Origin of the sequence: Rhodococcus sp. M8 (genome assembly GCF_015654185.1) — a bacterium.
In the GTDB taxonomy this organism is placed as follows: Bacteria; Actinomycetota; Actinomycetes; order Mycobacteriales; family Mycobacteriaceae; genus Rhodococcus; species Rhodococcus aetherivorans.
Map to the genome: position 1 here is coordinate 5,254,540 of NZ_CP064065.1, position 19,065 is coordinate 5,273,604.

Sequence of the window (19,065 nt, forward strand, 5' to 3'; positions counted from 1 at the left end):
TGGGATTCCTGTCAGCGGAAGGCGTTTTCGCCGGTGAAGGCCTGGCCGAGCACCAGCTGGTGCATCTCGGGGGTGCCCTCGTAGGTGAGCACGGATTCGAGGTTGACCATGTGCCGGATGACGGGGTACTCGAGGGAGATGCCGTTGCCGCCGAGAATGGTTCGCGCGGTGCGGCAGATCTCGATGGCCTCGCGGGTGTTGTTGAGCTTGCCGAAGCTCACCTGCTCGGGCCGCAGCCCGACGCTGTCCTTGAGCCGGCCGAGGTGCAGCGACAGCAACTGGCCCTTGTGCAGTTCGACGGCCATGTCGGCGAGCTTGGCCTGGGTGAGCTGGAATCCGCCGATGGGGCGGCCGAACTGGGTGCGCTGCATCGAGTAGTCGCGGGCGGCCTCCCACGCCGAGCGCGCGGCGCCCATCGCGCCCCAGATGATGCCGTACCGCGCCTCGGACAGGCTCTGCAGCGGCGCCTTGACGCCCTTGGCCTCGGGCAGCAGCGCATCGGCGGGCAGGCGCACGTTGTCCAGGACGAGTTCGCCGGTGACCGAGGCGCGCAGCGACAGCTTGTGCTTGATGGTGTGGGCGCTGAAACCGGGTGTGTCGGTGGGCACGACGAAGCCACGGACGCCCTCGTCGGTGTTCGCCCAGACCACGGCGACGTCGGCGATGGAGCCGTTGGTGATCCACATCTTGCGACCGTCGAGAACCCAGTCGGACCCGTCCCGGCGGGCGCGGGTCTTCATCGCCCCCGGGTCGGAGCCGACGTCGGGTTCGGTCAGGCCGAAGCAGCCGATGATCTCGCCCGCCGCCATGCCCGGCAGCCAGCGCTGCTTCTGCTCCTCGGAACCGTTGTTCCAGATCGAGAACATCGCGAGCGAGCCCTGCACCGAGACCAGGGAGCGGATGCCGGAGTCGGCGGCTTCCAACTCGAGGCAGGCGAGGCCGTAGTGCACGGCGGACGAGCCACCGCACCCGTAGCCCTCGAGGTGCATACCGAGGAGGCCGAGCTTGCCGAATTCGCGGGCGAGGTCGCGCACGCCGGGCAGGTCGCCGGCCTCGAACCACTCCGCGATGTGCGGAGTGACGTGCTCGGCGCAGAACTTGCGAACGGTGTCGCGGACGGCGAGCTCGTCGTCGGAGTAGAGCGAGTCGATGGCGAGCGGGTCGAGGGCGTCGAACTTGGGGAGGGTGGTGGCGGTGCTCATCGGGTCATCCTCGAGTCGGAGGGAGCGGAGAAGAGGCCGGCGGCGAACTCGGCCGCGGCGGCTTCGGTGGCCTTGTAATGCAGCTTCTTGCCGGTGGGGGAGACGGGCAGGGTCTCGACGAACCGGTAGGCGCGCGGCCGCTTGAACGACGAGAGCATCGGGTGGGAGCGGCAGTGGGCGTCGAGGTGATCGACCGTCAGCGAGGGATCCTCGGCGACGATGTAGGCGACGACGATGCGTCCCCACTTCTCGTCCGGGACGCCGACGACGAGCGAGTCCTGCACCTGCGCATGGGCGTTGAGTGCCTCTTCCACCTGCACCGGGTGGACGTTCTCACCGCCGGAGATGAGCATGTCGTCCTTGCGTCCGACGATGGTGACGAACTCGTCGGCGTCCCAGGTGGCGAGGTCGCCGATGTGCAGCCAACCCTGGTGGAACTTGGCCCTCTCCTGGTCGGGGGTGTCGAAGTAGGCGTTGGCGCACTTGGGGGAGCGGACGATGACCTCACCGACGTCGTGGCCGTCGTGGGCGACGACGTCGTCGGGGTCGGCGAGCCGGTCGGGGTAGACGTGGACGACGCGGACCTCGTCGTCGGTGCAGGCCCGGCCGGCGCTGCCGGCGCGGTCGGGCAGGTCGGCCGGCCGCAGGAAGGTGTTCCAGAAGGCCTCGGTGGTGCCGTAGCCGTTGAAGATCCGGGGGTTGAGCACCTTCTGGTAGCGCAGCGCCGCCTCCTTCTCGAGCGGCGCGCCCATCGTGACGATGCCGCGCAGGCTGGACAGGTCGCGCGGGCGCGCCTCCTGGGCGGCGGCGAGCATGGCGAGATTGGTCGGTGCGCCGATGAGGAAGGTCAGTCCGTACGCGGCGACGAGGTCGAGGACCCGGTCGGCGTCGAACGACCGCAGCGGCACCACTTCACCGCCGACGTAGAACGTCGGGTTGGGCCCGCCCGCGTGCAGGCCGCCGCGGTGGAACCACGGGGTCATGTTGAGCGTCTTGTCGTCGGGGCCGAGCGGGAAGTGCATGATCACGTCGTGGGCGCTGAAGATCTCGATCATGCTGTTGAGCGGCACGCCCTTCGGCATGCCCGTCGTGCCGGAGGTGTAGAGACGGGTGGTCTCGTCCCATACCGTGCGATGCAGCGGCGGTAGCGCGATGCGGTCGGCGGCCAGGTACCGGTACCGCATCACCGTGACGCCGTCGACTTCGACGGTGTCGCCGTCGCCGACGGCCACGATCACCCTCGGGGTGTGCGCTGCGAGCCGCAACGCCTCCTGCACCATATCGGTGAGTTCGGTGTCGTAGACGAATACCGCAGGGGTGCACTTGTCGAGGACGAACGCCGTCTCGCCGGCCGCCAGGCGGAAGTTCACCGGCGATCCGACCGCCCCGACGGCCTGCGTGGCGAGGTAGAGCTCGGCGAATTCGACGCCGTTGAACAGCTGGTAGGCGACGACGTCCCCGGTCTGCACCCCCGCGTCCGCCAGGCCCGTCGCGATCCGGTCGACGCGCTCCCCGAGCTGCGCGTAGGTCCACTGCCGCCCGGTGCCGGGGTCGCTCAGGGCGACCTGGTGTGCGTAACGTTTGGTGTTGCGCCGGAATCCGTTGAGGTACGTGAAGTCGTTCTCGAAGTACTCCCGGTAGGCCCGGGCGTTGTACGACGCGGTCATGGTGTCCGTCCTCCCTCGCGTGTCCGCGGTCAGCCGGCCATCGTGAGGCCGCCGCTGACGCTGATCACCTGACCGGTGACGAACGACGCGGCCTCCGACGCGAAGAACAGCACGGGGGCGGCGACTTCGTCGGGCCGGGCGAGCCGGCGGAATGGGATGGCCTTGATCAGTGCGGCCTTGAGCTTCTCGTCCTGCGCCTGGAACAGCGGGGTGTCGGTGGGGCCGGGGCACACGCAGTTGACGTTGATGCCGTGCCGCGCCATCTCGCGGGCGAGGGACTTGGTCAGCGCGATGACGCCGCCCTTCGCCCCGGCGTAGATCGACTCGCCGGAGCTGCCGACGCGGCCGGCGTCGGAGGCGAGGTTGATCACGCGGCCGCCGTTGCCGGCTTCGATGATGCCGGGCAGGAAGGCGCTGCACACGTGCACCGGGCCGAGGTAGTTGATCGCCACGACCTTCTGCGCGAATTCGGGTGTGGCGTTGAGGAACTGGTCGGTGCGGTCCCAGCCGGCGGCGTTGACGAGCACGTTCGGCACGCCGACCTCGGCGTGGGTGCGCTCGCGCAGCTCGTCGACCTGGGCCCGGTCGGCGATGTCCACCGGCAGGGCGGTGATCAGCTCGGGGTACTCCTTGGCGGTGGCCTCGGCGGCGGCGAGGTCGAGGTCGGCGGCGACCACGCGGTCGCCCTGTGCGGCGAAGGCCAGTGCGATGGCCTTGCCGATGCCGGAGCCGGCGCCGGTGACCAGTGCGATGTTGCTCATGAGGGGTCCTCTCGGGGAATCCGAAATGGGGAGGGATCAGGCCTTGACGAACTTGGCGAAGTCGGCGGGCCGCTTCTCGGCGAACGCGTTGGCGCCCTCGAGGCCCTCGTCGGACTTGCCGAACAGGTCGAGCGCCGACATCGCGAGGTTGCTCAGGCCGGCCTGGTGGTCGGTGTCCGCGTTGAACGACTGCTTGAGGAACTTGATGGCGGTGGGGCTCTTCTCGGCGATCTCGGCGGCGATCGCCTTGGCCTCGTCGAGCAGCTTGTCCTGCGGCACGACCCAGTTGACCAGGCCCCAGCGCTCGGCGGTGGCGGCGTCGTACTGGCGGCACAGGTACCAGATCTCGCGGGCGCGCTTCTCGCCGACCACGCGGGCGAGGAAGGCCGAGCCGAAACCGGCGTCGAACGATCCGACCTTCGGGCCGGCCTGGCCGAACTTGGCGTTCTCCGAGGCGATCGTGAGGTCGCACAGCACGTGCAGCACGTGTCCGCCGCCGACGGCGACACCGTTGACCGCGGCGATGACCGGCTTCGGGATGTCGCGAATCAGCTTGTGCAGGTAGCCGATCTCGAACATGCCGCTCTCGGTGGGGCCGTAGTCGCCGGTCTCGGCGCGCTGCTTGACGTCGCCGCCGGTGCAGAACGCCTTCTCGCCGGCGCCGGTGAGGATGATCGCCGAGACCCGGCTGTCGGCCCACGCGGCGCGGAACGCCTTGATGAGCTCCTCGACGGTCTTGCCGCGGAACGCGTTGTAGCGGTGCGGGCGGTCGATCGTGATGATCGCCGCGGGGCCGTCGATCTCGTAGGTGATGTCCTCGAACACGGTCATGATGACTCCTCGTCAGCGCAGGTCGGGTCAGGAATTGAAGTTCTGTTCATGAGTGATGAATTGTGCTTCACTGACTATGAACGTACATTCACTACCGGAGGGTGTCAAGGGTCACACGGCCCCCGGTTTCGGAAGGGAGATCTACGGATGATCGACGTCTACGTCGTCGACGGAGTCCGCACACCGCAGGGCCGCTACGGCGGCGCGCTCGCCCCGGTGCGGCCCGACGACCTGGCCGCACTCGTCGTCGGCGAGGCCGTCGCGCGCAGCGGCGTCCCGGCCGACGCGATCGACGAGGTGATCCTCGGCGCCACCAACCAGGCCGGCGAGGACAACCGCAACGTCGCCCGCATGGCGGTGCTGCTCGCCGGCCTGCCGCAGACCGTCCCCGGGTACACCGTCAACCGCCTGTGCGCGAGCGGGCTCACCGCTGTCGCCTCCGGGGCCCAGGCCATCCGGTCCGGGGAGGCCGACGTCGTCGTCGCCGGCGGGGTCGAGTCGATGACCCGGGCGCCGTGGGTGATGAGCAAGCCCGGCACACCCTGGGCCAAGCCCGGCGCCGTCTTCGACACCGCCATCGGCTGGCGGTTCACCAACCCGCGCTTCGACGACACGACCACCCTGTCGATGGGCGAGACGGCCGAGGAGGTCGCGGCCCTGCACGGCATCACCCGGGAGGCGAGCGACGCGTTCGCGGTCCGCAGCCACCGGCGCGCCCTCGCCGCCATCGACGCCGGCCGGTTCGAGAAGGAGATCGTCCCGGTGCCGGTACGCGACGGCGTCGTCGACGTGGACGAGGGCCCGCGGCGCGGGACCGACGAGGAGAAACTCGCCCGCCTGAAGCCGGTGTTCCGGGCCGGCGGCATCGTCACCGCCGGCTCGTCGTCGTCGCTGTCCGACGGCGCGTCCGCGCTGGTGCTCGCCGGCGCCGACGCGGTGCGCCGGCACGGGCTGACGCCGCGCGCCCGGATCGTCGGGAGCGCCTCGGCGGCGCTCGCCCCGCACATCATGGGCCTCGGCCCGGTCCCCGCCACCCGCAAGCTGCTCGACCGCACCGGCTGGACCCTCGACGGCATCGGCGCGATCGAGCTCAACGAGGCCTTCGCCGCCCAGTCGCTCGGCGTCATCCGCGAACTCGGCCTGGACGAGGACCTCGTCAACGCGGACGGCGGCGCCATCGCGCTCGGTCACCCGCTCGGCTCGTCCGGGGCGCGCATCCTCGTCACCCTGCTCGGCCGCATGGAACGCGAGGGCGCGGCGCGGGGCCTGGCCACCCTGTGCGTCGGCGTCGGCCAGGGCGTGTCGCTGGCGGTGGAGGCGCTGTGAGCGACCACATCATCTCGACGATCCGGCCGGGCGGTGCGGTACGGGGCCGCGGACCGGTAGAAACGCATGACCCGATTCCTGGAGAAGAGGACCAGCAGATGACAGGACTTCCCGACCGTGTTGCCGTGATCGGCGGAGGCCGCATGGGCGTCGGCATCGCCCATGCCTTCGCCGCGCTCGGCGCGACCGTGACCGTGTCCGAGACCGGCGACCTGGATGCCGCGCGAAAGCGGCTGACGGACAGCCTCTCCCGCGCGGCCGAGCGTGGCAAGCTCGTCGATCCGCTCGACGTGGTGGCCGGCCGGGTCGCGTTCGTCGCGTCGGTGGCCGCGCTGCCCGGCGACACCCGGCTGCTCGTCGAGGCGGTGCCCGAGGATCCCGGCCTGAAGAGGCGCGTGCTCGCCGACGCCGAGCGCGTCGTGCCCGACGACGCGGTGATCGCCACCAACACCAGCTCGCTGTCGCCGACGGAGCTGGGCGCCGCCCTGAGGAACCCGTCCCGGTTCCTGGGCATGCACTTCTTCAACCCGGTGCCCGCGTCGGAGCTGGTGGAGATCGTGCGCGCCGAGACGACCTCCGATGCGCTGGTGCGCGACGTCGCGGGCTGGGTGGAGCTGCTCGGCAAGACGCCCGTGGTGGTGCGCGATTCGCCGGGCTTCGCCACCAGCCGCCTCGGCGTGCTGCTCGGCCTGGAGGCGATCCGGATGCTCGAGGAGGGCGTGGCCGACGCCGAGTCGATCGACCGGGCAATGGAATTGGGGTACAAGCATCCGATGGGCCCGCTGCGCTCGACGGATCTCGTGGGCCTGGACATCCGGCTGGCCGTCGCGGAGTACCTGCACGGCACCCTGGGGGAGCGGTTCGCGCCGCCGCAGTTGCTGCGCGACAAAGTGGCCCGCGGCGAGCTCGGCCGCAAGTCCGGCCGCGGCTTCTACGACTGGAGCTGAGCGAGCAAGGATCCGACGTCCACGCACGAACGGGGGCGGGTCCGTAACCACGGACCCGCCCCCGTTCCGGGTGCGGTCAGTCGACGGTCACCATGGCGGGCTCGGCCGCCCGGTGCGTCCCGCTCGGGCTCGTCGCGACGCTCTCGTGACGGGTGGGTACCAGCACGGTGAGGCCCGCGCCGAGCAGCGCAATGCCCGCGAAGATGTAGAAGGCGATGTTGCTGCTCAGTCCGGCGCCGAGGATCAGCCCACCGACGAGCGGCCCGAAGATCCCGCCGAGACGGCCGAATCCGGCGCACCACGCGACGCCGGCGGCGCGTGCCGTGGTCGAGTAGTAGTTGGCGACAAAGCCGTAGATGAGGATCTGGGTGCCGATCCCGCCGATACCGGCCGCCGCGACCGCGCCGAGCAGCACCGCCAGCGGCAGGTCGAGGGTGAGCACGATGAGCGACAGCACCGCGAGCAGGAACGTGCCGACGATGACCCGCTGCGGGCCGGTGCGATCCGCCGTCCGGGAGGCGAGCACAACGCCGGCGATCGCGCCGCCGTTGAGCACCAACAGGAATGCCAGCGAGTTCTTCGCGTCGAACCCGGCGTTCTCCATGATCTTCGGCAACCAGGTGTTGAGCCCGTACGTGAGCATGATGCCGCCGAAGCTCATCAGGCCGAGCAGTGCGGTGCCGAGCGCGTACCGGCGGGTGGCCAGCGCGGCGAATCCGACCTTCTGGGCGCCCGCCCGCTCGACGACGAGTTCTTCGGCTGTCGGAGAAGGGATGCCGGTGCGTGCGGTGATCGCGTGGGCCTCGTCGATCCGGCCACGGGCGACGAGCCAGCGGGGCGACTCGGGAAGCCTCAGCAGTACGAGCGGCAGCAGGATCACGAGGGGCAGCGCTCCGATCCAGAACAGGCCGCGCCAGCCGATGGCGTCACGCAGCAGCAGGGCGAGCAGCGACGCCATGACACCGCCGAGGGGGACGCCGCAGTAGACGATCGCGTTGTACATGTTCTTCTTGCTGGGCGGCGCGAACTCGGCGACCACCGCGCCGGTGGTGGCGATGAGTCCACCCACGCCGATGCCGGTGAGCAGTCGCATGGCGCCGAACATCGTCACGGAGTGGGTCATCGCCGCGGCAGCCATGCCCACCGAGAACCACGTGATGCTGATCAGTGTCAGCTTTCGGCGGCCGACCCGGTCGCCGAAGGCGCCGGCGAGCAGGGCGCCGATCAGGACCCCGACCAGGGCGTACGAGCCGAGCACCCCGGCCTGTTCGGCAGAGACGGCACCGAGCTGGGTCGGATCCTTCATGAGGATCGGGAGGATGGTTCCGTACACGACCAGGTCGTATCCGTCGAAGACGAGCGCTGCCGTCGCGAGGGCGACGATCCACGTCACCGAGCGTCGATGCTGCGTACTGGTCCAGTCGGCCGAGACAGGGGGCATGAGAACTCCGTGTGGGTCAGGGGGCGAGTTTTCGCCGGGGCGGGTCGGCCCCGTCGGAGCGACAACGATGAGTGAACAAAAATTCGTAGTGGATGAATGCTCATTCATTGTGTTCGACCAGAACGGTAGTGTGGTGCGCGTCACTCTGTCAAGGGTGCGCGCCGAGGCCGTGCCCGGGGCTCCCGGTCGGGGCCTCTACGGCCGATCACGCACAACGCTCGACTGGGAGACCCCAGCCGAGCGTTGTGCGTGATCTACTACCGCCTGACTACCCGCCGGTGTGGCGACGACCCCCCTCCGGCTCCGCCGGCGATCCCGGGCCCGCCGTCCTGGACGGTCTACAGGAAGGCGCTGATGCCGGTCTCGGCGCGGCCGATGAGCAGCTTCTGGATCTGGCTGGTGCCCTCGTACAGGGTCATCACGCGGGCGTCGCGCATGTACTTGGCGACGGGGTACTCGTCGACGTAGCCGTACCCGCCGAAGAGCTGGATCGCGTTGTTGGCGGCTCGCACCGCAGCCTCGCTGCAGAAGTACTTCGCCTTGGATGCGGCGGTGCCGAACGGTTCTCCGCGCTCGATGAGGTCGGCTGCCCGCCAGGTCAGCAGGCGGCCGGCGTCGGCGTCGACGGACATGTCCGCGATCAGGTCCTGGATCAGCTGGTACGAGGCGATGGGCCGGTCGAACTGCTTGCGGTTCGTCGCGTAGTCGACGGCGGCCTCGAGGCAGCCCTGGATGATGCCGACGCAGCCGGCGCCGACCGAGACCCGGCCCTTGTCCAGCGAGTGCATGGCGATCGAGAAGCCTTGGCCCTCCTCGCCGAGCAGCGCGCTCGCGGGCACCTTCATGTCGGTGAAGTACAGCTCGGCGGTGGCCTGGCCGCGCAGGCCGAGCTTGCCGTGGATCTCCCGGGCTTCGAAGCCCGGGGTGTCGGTGGGAACGAGGAAGGCGGACACGCCCTTCGGGCCGGGACCGCCGGTGCGGGCGAAGACCAGGCACAGGTTCGCCCAGGTTCCGTTGGTGATGAAGATCTTCGACCCGTTGATGATGTAGTGGTCGCCGTCGCGCACCGCGCGGGTCTTCAGGTGTCCGGGGTCGGAGCCGTTGTCGGGTTCGGTGAGACCGAAGCATGCGAGCGCCTCACCCGAAGCGATGCGTGGCAGCCACTCGTGCTTCTGCTCCTCGGTGCCGTGGGACAGAATCACCTTGCCCACCAAGCCCATCGAGACGGACACGATGCCGCGCACAGCGGAGTCGGCGCGGCCGAGTTCCTCCATGCCGAGGCAGTAGGTGATGTAGTCGCCGCCGAGGCCGCCGTACTCCTCGGGGATGGTCAGCCCGAAGAACCCGATCTCGGCGAGCTTGGGCACGATCGAGATGTCCACCGATTCGGCGCGGTCCCATGCGGCCCGGTGCGGGACCACCTCCTTGTCGAGGAACTCGCGTGCGAGTTGCCGGAAACTCTGCTGCTCCTCCGTCAACGCCAGATCCATGTCGACTCCTTGCTGGGGCACCACCGGGGCCTTCGGGGCGGGGTGCGTCGGATTTCGAAAAGCACACGAGCAAAATGAATGCTCATTCACTTGAGGTGAATATACGTTCGTTTCTCGGGGGGTGTCAAGGGTGCGGTGCAGGGCACGCGAGTATCGGTGCCCGGTGGGCTCGGACACCGGGCACTCGGATCGTGCGGCGGCGCCCACCGCCCGTCCGGGTCACAATCGACGGGTGAACGGGACCTGGATCCTCCTCGTCGTCATCGCGGCCGTCGCAGTCACCGGACTCGCGAACCGCGGAAACCTCCAGGCCCCGCTGGTCCTCGTCACCATCGGCTCGATCGCCTCGTTCCTGCCCGGCATGCCGCGGCTCGAGCTGCATCCGGACATCATCCTCGGGGTGGTGCTGCCGCCGCTGCTGTACTCGGCGGCGCTGCGCTTCTCCGTGGCGACCTTCCGCCGGCACCTCGCGCCGATCCTGCGGCTGGGCATCTTCACCGTCCTGGTCACGGCCTTCGCCGTCGCGTTCTCCGCCTCGGCGCTGGTGCCGGATCTGACCCTCGGCGCCGCACTCGTGCTCGGGGCCGTGGTCGCGCCGACCGACGCGGTCAGCGCCGTCGCCGTCGGACAGCGACTCGGACTGCCCAAACGCGTCATCGCGGTCCTCACCGGTGAAGGTCTGGTCAACGACGCGACCGCGCTGACCCTGTTCACCGTCGCGGTCTCCGCCGTCGCCGGCACCCGGGTGCTGGTGGACTCGCCCGTGGTGTTCTTCGGGTACGAGGTGGCCGGCGGCGTGGCGATCGGATTGCTGCTCGCCGTCGTGGTGCACCGGGTGCGCGGCCGCATGTACGACTCGCCGCTGGAAACGGTGCTGGGACTGGTGCTCCCGTTCACCGCCTACCTGGCCGCCGAGGAGATCGAGGCGTCCGGTGTGCTGGCCGTGGTCGCGGCCGGCCTGTACATGGGGCACCGGGCCACCGACGCCTCCGTGGCGACGCGCATCCAGGAACGGGCGGTGTGGGAGAGCCTCGACGTGCTGCTCGAGATGTTCGTCTTCGCCTACATGGGGCTGCAGCTGAAGTTCGTGATCGACGAGGTCCGCGAGAGCGGTCTCGACGTGCACCGCGCGTTCCTCTACGCGTTCGCGGTGCTCGGTGTGGTGATCGCGGTGCGGCCGCTGTGGGTGCTGCTGCACTGGGCGCGTCGCCGCCTCACGCGGGAGGTCGGGCTCGACCGGCTGGGGCGCGACCAGTTCACCGGCCGTGAGTACCTGGTGATCTCGTGGGCCGGGATGCGCGGTGTGGTGACCCTCGCGGCCGCCGGGGGCGTGCCGCTCGTCCTGGCCTCCGGCGAGCCGTTCCCCGGTCGCGAGACGATCCAGGTGATCGCCTTCGTGGTCGCGGTCGGCACCCTGCTGATCCAGGGGGCGACGATGCCGGCCCTCATCCGGGTGCTGAACGTCGCCGATCCCTACGAACGGCTGTATGCCCAGGAGCAGATGGAACGTGCGCGGACCATCTCCGGCACTGCCGCCGAACAGCACCTCGCGCTGCTCGCGAAGAACCCGCCCGACGGCGTCGACGCCGAGGCGCTGCAACGCATCCTCGCCCGGGTGAACCGGTCCATGAAGGCCCGCCTCGAAGCGCAGCAGGCCGAGGAGGCCGGTGAGCACGAACCGGCCGTGCCCGACTCGGGCACCCTGTTCGAGAAGCTCCGGCGCTCCGTGCTGCGCGCCCAGCGGCAGGCCCTGATCGCGGCACGCGACAACGGCGACCTCGACGACGAGACGCTCCGCACGGTGCTCGAGGGACTCGACGTCGAGGAGGCGGCCGCGGAGGAACGGCTCAACCGGCGCACCCGGTACTGACCGGGCCCCGGACTGCCGACATCCGCGTTTTCCCGCCGGGGCGGGAGCAGACGATTCTAGGATTCCTTATGGCCGTCGAATCGGTTCCCGAGTCCCCGCCCCGGATCGAATACCTGCGCACGGATCCCGACCTCCCGCCGGTCGGCATCGTCGACCGTTCCCCGATGCCTTCGTCGGCCCGCGTCGTGTTCGTCGTGCTGGCGCTGCTCGGTGGTGTCGCCTGGACGATGATCGCGGTGGTCCGCGGGGAAAACGTCAACGCGGTCTGGTTCGTGATCGCCGCGGTGTGCACGTATCTGATCGCCTACCGCTTCTACGCCAGGCTGGTCGAGAGCAAGATCGTCCAACCGCGCGACGACCGTGCCACCACGGCGGAGATCCTCGAGAACGGAAAGGACTACATCCCGACGGACCGGCGGGTGCTGTTCGGACACCACTTCGCCGCGATCGCCGGCGCCGGTCCTCTCGTCGGTCCGGTGCTCGCCGCGCAGATGGGGTACCTGCCGGGCACCCTGTGGATCATCCTCGGCGTCGTGTTCGCCGGTGCGGTGCAGGATTTCCTGGTGCTGTCGATCTCGTCGCGGCGCCGCGGGCGCAGCCTCGGTCAGATGGCGCGGGAGGAACTGGGCGTCGTCGGCGGAATCGCCGCCATGGTCGCGGTCTTCGTCATCATGATCATCCTCATCGCGGTTCTCGCTCTGGTCGTGGTCAATGCGCTCGCCGAGAGCCCATGGGGTCTGTTCTCCATCGCGATGACCATCCCCATCGCCCTCTTCATGGGGGTGTACCTGCGTTACCTGCGGCCGGGCCGGGTCTCGGAGGTCTCGCTCATCGGCGTCGCACTGCTCCTGCTGGCCATCGTCGCCGGCGGCTGGGTGGCCGAAACGGACTGGGGAGCCGAGTGGTTCACCCTGTCCAAGGTCACCATCACGTGGCTGATGATCGCGTACGGATTCGCCGCCTCGGTGCTGCCGGTGTGGCTGCTGCTGGCGCCGCGAGACTACCTGTCCACGTTCATGAAGGTCGGGACGATCGCGCTGCTCGCCGTGGGTATCCTCATCGTCCGCCCGACCCTGCAGATGCCGGACGTCACCTCCTTCGCTCTCGAGGGCAACGGCCCGGCCTTCGCCGGATCGCTGTTCCCGTTCCTGTTCATCACCATCGCCTGCGGCGCACTGTCCGGCTTCCACGCGCTCATCTCCTCCGGCACGACCCCGAAGCTGCTCGAGAAGGAGAAGCAGACCCGGCTGATCGGGTACGGGGGCATGCTCACCGAATCCTTCGTGGCGATCATGGCGCTGATCACCGCCTGTGTGATCGATCAGCATCTGTACTTCGTGCTCAACGCCCCGGCCGGCGTGACCGGAGGCACTCCCGCCACTGCGGCGGACTACGTCAACGGCCTCGGACTGGGTGCCCCGGACATCACCCCGGAGGCCATCTCCCAGGCCGCCGCCGACGTCGGGGAGGACTCGATCATCTCGCGCACCGGCGGCGCCCCGACCCTCGCGTTCGGGATGTCCAGCGTGCTGAGCGACCTGTTCGGTGGCGACGCGCTGAAGTCGTTCTGGTACCACTTCGCGATCATGTTCGAGGCCCTGTTCATCCTCACGACCGTCGACGCCGGCACCCGCGTCGCCCGCTTCATGCTCTCGGATTCGCTCGGCAACTTCGGGGGACCGGCCCGCCGGTTCAAGGACCCGTCGTGGCGTCCGGGCGCGTGGCTGTGCTCGCTGCTGGTCGTGGCCGCGTGGGGCGCGATCCTGCTGATGGGCGTCACCGATCCACTCGGGGGCATCAACACCCTCTTCCCGCTGTTCGGCATCGCCAACCAGCTGCTCGCCGCGATCGCTCTGACGGTCGTGCTCACCGTGGTGATGAAGAAGGGCCTGTTCAAATGGGCGTGGATCCCGGGCGTTCCGCTCGTGTGGGACCTGATCGTGACGATGACCGCCTCGTGGCAGAAGATCTTCTCGGGGGATCCCGCGATCGGGTACTGGACCCAGCACTTCGACTTCCAGGCCGCCAAGGACGCCGGGGAGACCAGTTTCCGGTCCGCGACGAGCCCCGCCGCGATCGACGCGGTGATCCGCAACACCTTCATCCAGGGCACACTGTCGATCGTGTTCGCGAGTCTCGTGCTGATCGTCGCCGTCGCGGGAGCCATCGTGTGCGTCAAGGCGTTCCGGGCCGGAGGGCTGCCCACCACCGAGGCTCCCGACGTTCCGTCGAAGATCTTCGCCCCGGCCGGGTTCGTACCCACGGCCGCCGAGAAACGAATACAGCACCAGTGGGACGTGCTCATCGCGTCCGGACGCGTGCGCGCCCCGGGCGCCGCGCACATCCGTCCCGCTCGTGGACCCCGCTCGGAGCCGACCGGAGCGCACCGTGAGTAGGGTGCTCGCCGTGCTCGCCGCGCGGGGACGAACGGTGCGCTGGTGGATCGGAGCGCTGATGGGCGACCACGACTACGCGCGGTACGTCGCCCACCTGGAACGGTTGCATCCCGGAGCCGAGATCCCCACCGAACGCGAGTACTGGCGCACCCGTTACGCCGCCGCGGATGCGAACCCGGGGGCACGTTGCTGCTGAGGCCTGTGCGGGCACCGGCCGGCGCCGCGCCGATCCGCGTGCACCCGGCCACCGTGTACCCCGCAACGGCGTCGCTGCGGTGGCCTAGCGTGAACCCATGATGAGTCCGCTCGACCGCCTGCGTGCCCTGTGCACCGCGCTTCCGGACGTCACCGAGCGCGTCAGCCACGGCGAACCGGCCTGGTTCGTCCGCCGCTCCCCGCAGTTCGCCACCTTCGCCGACCACCACCACGACGACCGTGTCGCGTTCTGGGCGGCCGCACCCGCGGGCGCACAACAGGATTGGATCGAGCGGGACCCGGATCGCTTCTTCCGGCCGCCGTACGTCGGCACCCGTGGCTGGATCGGGGTCCGCCTCGACGGCCCCGGCGCCACCGGCGACGCCTTCTGGGACGACGTCGCGGACATCGTCGAGGACGCGTACCGCACCGTCGCGCCGAAGACCCTCGTCGCGCGGCTCGACGCCGAGCCGGGACCGGACCCGCGGTGAGCGCAACCCTCGCCGCGCTCCTGGCCGTCGCGTTGCTCGTCGTCGCCGGCGTCACCGTGCTGTGGCTGCGCACCCGGCGCGGCCTGACCACACCGGCCGAACGTGCCGTGCACGCCACCCTGCACACCGCGTCGCTGGCCGCGCGGCCGCTGCGCCGGGGCCTCGACGCGACGTCCGCGCAGGAGGCCGCCCCGCACCTGCGCTCGCTCACCGGCACGTCGTCCGTCGCGCTCGTCGACGCGGACGGCACCCGCCTGGCGTGGAGCGGCCCCTTCGAAGGGCTGTCCGCCCAGTTGCTCACCGCCGCGAAGCGCGCGATCGCCGACGACCGGCGCGTCCTCGTCGGGCACGGTGACCTCCAGCGCGGTCCCGACGAGCAGGCCGCGCGCGCCGTGATCGTGCAGCCGCTCGTCATCGACAACGTCGGGGTCGTCGGTGCGCTCGGCGTCGTGACCACCACCGAACCCGGCCCGGCTCTGCTCGGCGTGCTCACCGAGGTCGCCCGCTACGCCTGCAGCCAGATCGAACTCGCCGAACTCGACGCCTCCCGCGCCCGCCTCGACCGCGCCGAGGTGCTGGCGCTGCGCGCTCAGATCAGCCCGCACTTCATCTACAACGCCCTGGGCACCGTCGCGTCGTTCGTGCGCACCGACCCCGAACGCGCCCGCGAACTGCTCCTCGAATTCGCCGACTTCACCCGGTACTCGTTCCGCGCGGCCGGGGAGTACACGCTGCTCGCCGACGAACTGCGCAACATCGACCGGTATCTCACGCTCGAGCGGGCCCGGTTCGGCAACGCCCTCGAGGTGCGGCTGCAGGTCGCGCCGGAGGTGCTCAACGTGGTGCTGCCGTTCCTCGCCCTGCAGCCCCTCGTCGAGAACGCCGTGCGGCACGGCATCGCGGGCAAGAGCACCCGCACCGGCACCATCAGCATCGTCGCCGCGGACGAGGGCACCGACTGCGTCATCAGCGTCGAGGACGACGGCGTCGGCATGGACCCCGAACTCCTGCGCTCCGGCGACCTCGACGCCGTCGCCGAGGGACAGGGGCGCACCAGCGCCAAGGAGGCGGCGCACGTGGGACTGGCCAACGTCGACGACCGCCTGCGCGCAGCGTTCGGCAACGACTACGGCCTCGTCGTCGAGACGGCGCCGGGGGCCGGAACGAAGGTCAGCATGCGGGTGCCGAAGTTCCGGCCCGGGATACGGGCATGACGCGACCCTTCCGCCACCCGGCCCCGCTCCGCGCGAGTGGACCGGTCCGCTCCGCGCGGACGGTCCGGCATGGCACGATGGACCGGCTGTGAACGACACCACCGACACCCTCACCGTGCTGGCCGTCGACGACGAACCGCCGGCCCTCGACGAGCTCGCGTACCTGCTGCGGCGACGCGAGGAGATCGGCCATGTCCACACCGCGGGCGAGGCGACCACCGCCCTGCGGCTGCTGCGCGACGGCGGGATCGACGCGGTGTTCCTCGACATCAACATGCCCGGCCTCGACGGCCTGGAGCTCGCCGGCATCCTGCGCAACTTCGCGAACCCGCCCGCCGTCGTGTTCGTGACCGCGCACGACGACCGTGCGGTGGCGGCCTTCGACCTCGGCGCGGTCGACTACCTGCTCAAACCCCTGCGCGAGGAGCGTCTCGCCGAGGCGGTGCGCCGCATCGCCGAGCGCCGCCGCACCCGCGAAACCGAATCCGCCGCCGCGGGCGCGGCCGCGGCGGACGAGGTGATCCCCGTCGAACTCGGCGGCGTGACCACACTGGTGCCGCGGTCGTCGGTGCAGTGGGTCGAGGCCGACGGCGACTACGCACGCCTGCACACCGGCACCGGCTCCCACCTGGTGCGCATCCCCATCTCCACCCTCGAGAGCCGCTGGGCCGACGCCGGGTTCCTGCGGGTGCACCGCTCCTACCTCGTGTCGCTGCCCCTGGTGACCGGCATTCGCAGCGTCGGCTCCGGCCTCGTCGTGTGCCTGCGGGCCGAGGAGGGCAAGCCGCCCGTCGAACTGCCGGTGAGCCGTCGCCACACCCGCGAGCTCAAGGACCGCCTGATCCGCGGACCGATGCAGACCTGGACGACCAGATGAGTCCGTCCGGCAACCCGCCGCCGCATGGTTCGGGCGGCCCGCCGCCGCGCGAACGGGTGGTGCTCGCCCAGCGCCGCGGCGCCCGCATGGTGCGCACCCGCGTGGAGGTCCAGGAACAGACCGAGGTCGGGGAGGCCATGGTGCGCGGCCTGGTCCGAGCCCAGCTCGGCCTCGCCGCGCGGCTCTCGCTCGTCGCGGTGTGCCTGCTGTGTGCCCTGCCGCTGCTGTTCCACTTCGTGCCGCGCCTGACGGACCTGACGGTGCTCGGCATCCGGTTGCCGTGGCTGCTGCTCGGATTCGTCGGATACCCGCTGCTGCTCGGCATCGGCGGGCTCTACGTCCGCCTGGCCGAACGCAACGAGCAGGACTTCACCGACCTGGTCGACGACTGAGCGGCTCATGGATACCGGTTCGATCCCCGTCGTCACCGTCATCGGGCTCGTCGCCGCAGCCGCCGCCACCGTCGCGATCGGCATCTACGGAGTCCGGCTGGCCCGCACCACCTCCGACTTCCTCATCGCCTCCCGCAGCGTCGGCCCCCGCTGGAACGCCGCCGCCATATCCGGTGAATACCTCTCCGCCGCCTCGTTTCTCGGAGTGGCCGGGCTGATCGCCAAGTACGGTGCCGACGCCCTGTGGTATCCGGTGGGCTTCACGGCGGGCTACCTGGGCCTGCTGCTGTTCGTCGCCGCGCCGCTGCGCCGGTCCGGCGCCTATACGGTGCCCGACTTCGCGGAGTTCCGGCTCGGCGCGCGATGGCTGCGCACCCTGGCGATGGTGATCGTCGCCGTCGTCTGCGTGCTCTACCTCGTCCCCCAGTTCCAGGGCGCGGGACTGACCCTGAACATCCTGCTCGGCGTCCCCGACTGGGTCGGCGTCGTCGCGGTCGGCTTGATCGTCGTCGGCAACGTCGTCGGTGGCGGCATGCGCTCGATCACCTTCGTCCAGGCGTTCCAGTACTGGCTCAAGCTCACCGCCGTCGCGGTGCCGGCCCTCGTGCTCGCCGTCCACTTCCTCGACGACGACCGCGCCGTCGGGCAGCCGGCGCCGCCGACGGTCACCGAGCGCACCACCGTCGACGTCACCACCGACGTCGTCGTCCAGGTCGGCGAGCCCCTCGAGGTCGCCGCCACCGGACGGGTCGACGGACGGACCGTGGACGGCACCGTGCTGCTCGCGCCCGGCGAGCACGAGGTGGCCGCCGGCACGGCGCTGGTGCTCGAGCCCGGCGCAGCCGTGCCGGTGGTGGCCGGGGCACCCGCCACCAACGACGACTGGGCCGCGCCCGGCGGCGGGATCGGCGGCGCGCACCCGATGTTCCAGGTGTATTCGCTGATCCTCGCCACCTTCCTCGGCACCATGGGGCTGCCGCACGTGCTGGTGCGCTTCTACACCAACCCCGACGGGCGTGCGGCCCGCATGACGTCGCTCGCGGTGATCGCCCTGCTCGGCGTGTTCTATCTGTTCCCGACGCTGCTCGGGGTGTTCGCGCGCCTGTACGTGCCGCAACTGCTCATCACCGGCCGCTCCGACGCGGCCGTGCTGCTGCTGCCGGGGTCGGTCCTGTCCGGCTGGGGCGGCCAGCTGCTCGCCGCGCTCGTCGCCGCCGGCGCGATCGCGGCGTTCCTGTCCACGTCCTCGGGGTTGCTGGTCAGCGTCGCCGGCGTGCTGTCCACCGACGTGCTGCGGGGGCGGGTGCGGGACTTCCGGATCGCGGCCGTCCTCGCCGGCCTGGTGCCGCTCGGCCTGTCGCTGGCGGTGACGTCGCTGGACCTGTCGCGGGCGGTAGGTCTGGTGTTCGCGGTGGCCGCCTCCACGCTGTGTCCGCTGCTGATGCTCGGCATCTGGTGGCGCGGGCTCACCGCGGCCGGGGCGGCCGCCGGCATGGTGGTCGGCGCGGTGGTGGCCGGCGGCGCGGCCCTGGTGGTCGTGCTGGTGCGCATCGACCCCGGGACGGGCGGAGGGTGGCTCGCCGCCGTCGTCGGCTACCCGGCCGCCGTGAGCGTGCCACTCGCGTTCGTCACCATGGTCGTCGTCAGCCTCGCCACCCGATCCCGCGTCCCGGCGGACATCGGTCGCGTCTTCTCCCGCATGCACGTGCCCGAGCGGCTGGGGATGGGCCGGGACCGGGAGCTCGGGGCGTTCGAGGACACCGGCGACCCCGCGGACCGGCGCGGACCCGGAAAGCCGCCCCGGCCGCGAGGCCACTGAGCCGCCACTCGTCGCGCCCGGGGGACCGTTCGCCGCACCGGTCGACAGCTCGGCGTGTGACCGGTGCCACCATCTTCTCGTGTGACTCTCGTCTCATTACGGTCTACTGGTAGTACGTCTCACAGGGGCGATCCCTGAAGCCACGA

Annotated in this window: 16 protein-coding genes; 10 read left to right on the forward strand and 6 right to left on the reverse strand. The window is 70.5% G+C overall.

Annotation, left to right across the window (positions count from 1 at the left end):
• Positions 1–11: 11 nt before the first annotated feature.
• Genes ISO16_RS23920 through ISO16_RS23935 form a run of 4 tightly spaced genes read right to left on the reverse strand, consistent with a single transcriptional unit; the run spans position 12 to position 4,461 of the window.
• Complete coding sequence (locus ISO16_RS23920; RefSeq protein ID WP_043797761.1) at positions 12–1,202, reverse strand: acyl-CoA dehydrogenase family protein; 1,191 nt, start codon at positions 1,200–1,202, stop codon at positions 12–14.
• Positions 1,199–2,869: a class I adenylate-forming enzyme family protein gene (locus ISO16_RS23925; protein WP_043797759.1), complete on the reverse strand. Its 1,671-nt coding sequence runs from the start codon at positions 2,867–2,869 to the stop codon at positions 1,199–1,201. Before ISO16_RS23925 ends, ISO16_RS23920 begins: the two co-directional genes overlap by 4 nt.
• Positions 2,870–2,898: 29 nt before the next feature.
• Positions 2,899–3,630 (reverse strand): SDR family NAD(P)-dependent oxidoreductase, encoded by a 732-nt coding sequence (locus ISO16_RS23930; RefSeq protein WP_006941061.1) that lies wholly within the window; start codon positions 3,628–3,630, stop codon positions 2,899–2,901.
• 36 nt (positions 3,631–3,666) lie between these two features.
• Positions 3,667–4,461 (reverse strand): enoyl-CoA hydratase-related protein, encoded by a 795-nt coding sequence (locus ISO16_RS23935; RefSeq protein WP_006941059.1) that lies wholly within the window; start codon positions 4,459–4,461, stop codon positions 3,667–3,669.
• Between the two features lie 147 nt (positions 4,462–4,608).
• Between ISO16_RS23935 and ISO16_RS23940 the strand changes: the two genes are divergently transcribed.
• Positions 4,609–5,787 (forward strand): thiolase family protein, encoded by a 1,179-nt coding sequence (locus tag ISO16_RS23940; RefSeq protein ID WP_029541919.1) that lies wholly within the window; start codon positions 4,609–4,611, stop codon positions 5,785–5,787.
• Between the two features lie 98 nt (positions 5,788–5,885).
• On the forward strand, positions 5,886–6,734 hold the full coding sequence (locus tag ISO16_RS23945) for a 3-hydroxyacyl-CoA dehydrogenase family protein (protein WP_072634538.1): 849 nt from the start codon (positions 5,886–5,888) through the stop codon (positions 6,732–6,734).
• 76 nt (positions 6,735–6,810) lie between these two features.
• Here ISO16_RS23945 and ISO16_RS23950 read toward each other — a convergent pair whose 3' ends face one another.
• On the reverse strand, positions 6,811–8,175 hold the full coding sequence (locus tag ISO16_RS23950) for an MFS transporter (RefSeq protein WP_044476512.1): 1,365 nt from the start codon (positions 8,173–8,175) through the stop codon (positions 6,811–6,813).
• 338 nt (positions 8,176–8,513) lie between these two features.
• Positions 8,514–9,665: an acyl-CoA dehydrogenase family protein gene (locus tag ISO16_RS23955; protein WP_006946371.1), complete on the reverse strand. Its 1,152-nt coding sequence runs from the start codon at positions 9,663–9,665 to the stop codon at positions 8,514–8,516.
• Between the two features lie 232 nt (positions 9,666–9,897).
• Between ISO16_RS23955 and ISO16_RS23960 the strand changes: the two genes are divergently transcribed.
• The 8 genes from ISO16_RS23960 (at position 9,898) to ISO16_RS23995 (ending at position 18,919) form a co-directional block, all read left to right on the forward strand.
• A complete protein-coding gene (locus ISO16_RS23960) occupies positions 9,898–11,535 on the forward strand; it encodes a Na+/H+ antiporter (protein WP_029541922.1) in 1,638 nt (545 codons plus the stop codon).
• A 68-nt stretch (positions 11,536–11,603) separates the two neighbouring features.
• Positions 11,604–13,931 carry a carbon starvation CstA family protein gene (locus ISO16_RS23965; RefSeq protein WP_072634539.1) on the forward strand — a complete coding sequence of 776 codons (2,328 nt, stop codon included), beginning with the start codon at positions 11,604–11,606 and terminating at the stop codon, positions 13,929–13,931.
• 1 nt (position 13,932) lies between these two features.
• Positions 13,933–14,127 (forward strand): YbdD/YjiX family protein, encoded by a 195-nt coding sequence (locus ISO16_RS23970; protein WP_072634540.1) that lies wholly within the window; start codon positions 13,933–13,935, stop codon positions 14,125–14,127.
• Between the two features lie 97 nt (positions 14,128–14,224).
• Positions 14,225–14,617, forward strand: coding sequence for an MmcQ/YjbR family DNA-binding protein (locus ISO16_RS23975; RefSeq protein ID WP_006946363.1), 393 nt, complete (start codon positions 14,225–14,227; stop codon positions 14,615–14,617).
• Entirely contained in the window at positions 14,614–15,831 is a 1,218-nt protein-coding gene (locus ISO16_RS23980) for a sensor histidine kinase (RefSeq protein WP_006946362.1), read from the forward strand. Before ISO16_RS23975 ends, ISO16_RS23980 begins: the two co-directional genes overlap by 4 nt.
• 88 nt (positions 15,832–15,919) lie before the next feature.
• Entirely contained in the window at positions 15,920–16,708 is a 789-nt protein-coding gene (locus ISO16_RS23985) for a LytR/AlgR family response regulator transcription factor (protein WP_006946359.1), read from the forward strand.
• On the forward strand, positions 16,705–17,100 hold the full coding sequence (locus ISO16_RS23990) for a hypothetical protein (RefSeq protein ID WP_072634541.1): 396 nt from the start codon (positions 16,705–16,707) through the stop codon (positions 17,098–17,100). Before ISO16_RS23985 ends, ISO16_RS23990 begins: the two co-directional genes overlap by 4 nt.
• Positions 17,101–17,107: 7 nt before the next feature.
• Positions 17,108–18,919, forward strand: coding sequence for a sodium/solute symporter (locus tag ISO16_RS23995; RefSeq protein ID WP_072634542.1), 1,812 nt, complete (start codon positions 17,108–17,110; stop codon positions 18,917–18,919).
• Positions 18,920–19,065 lie beyond the last annotated feature (146 nt).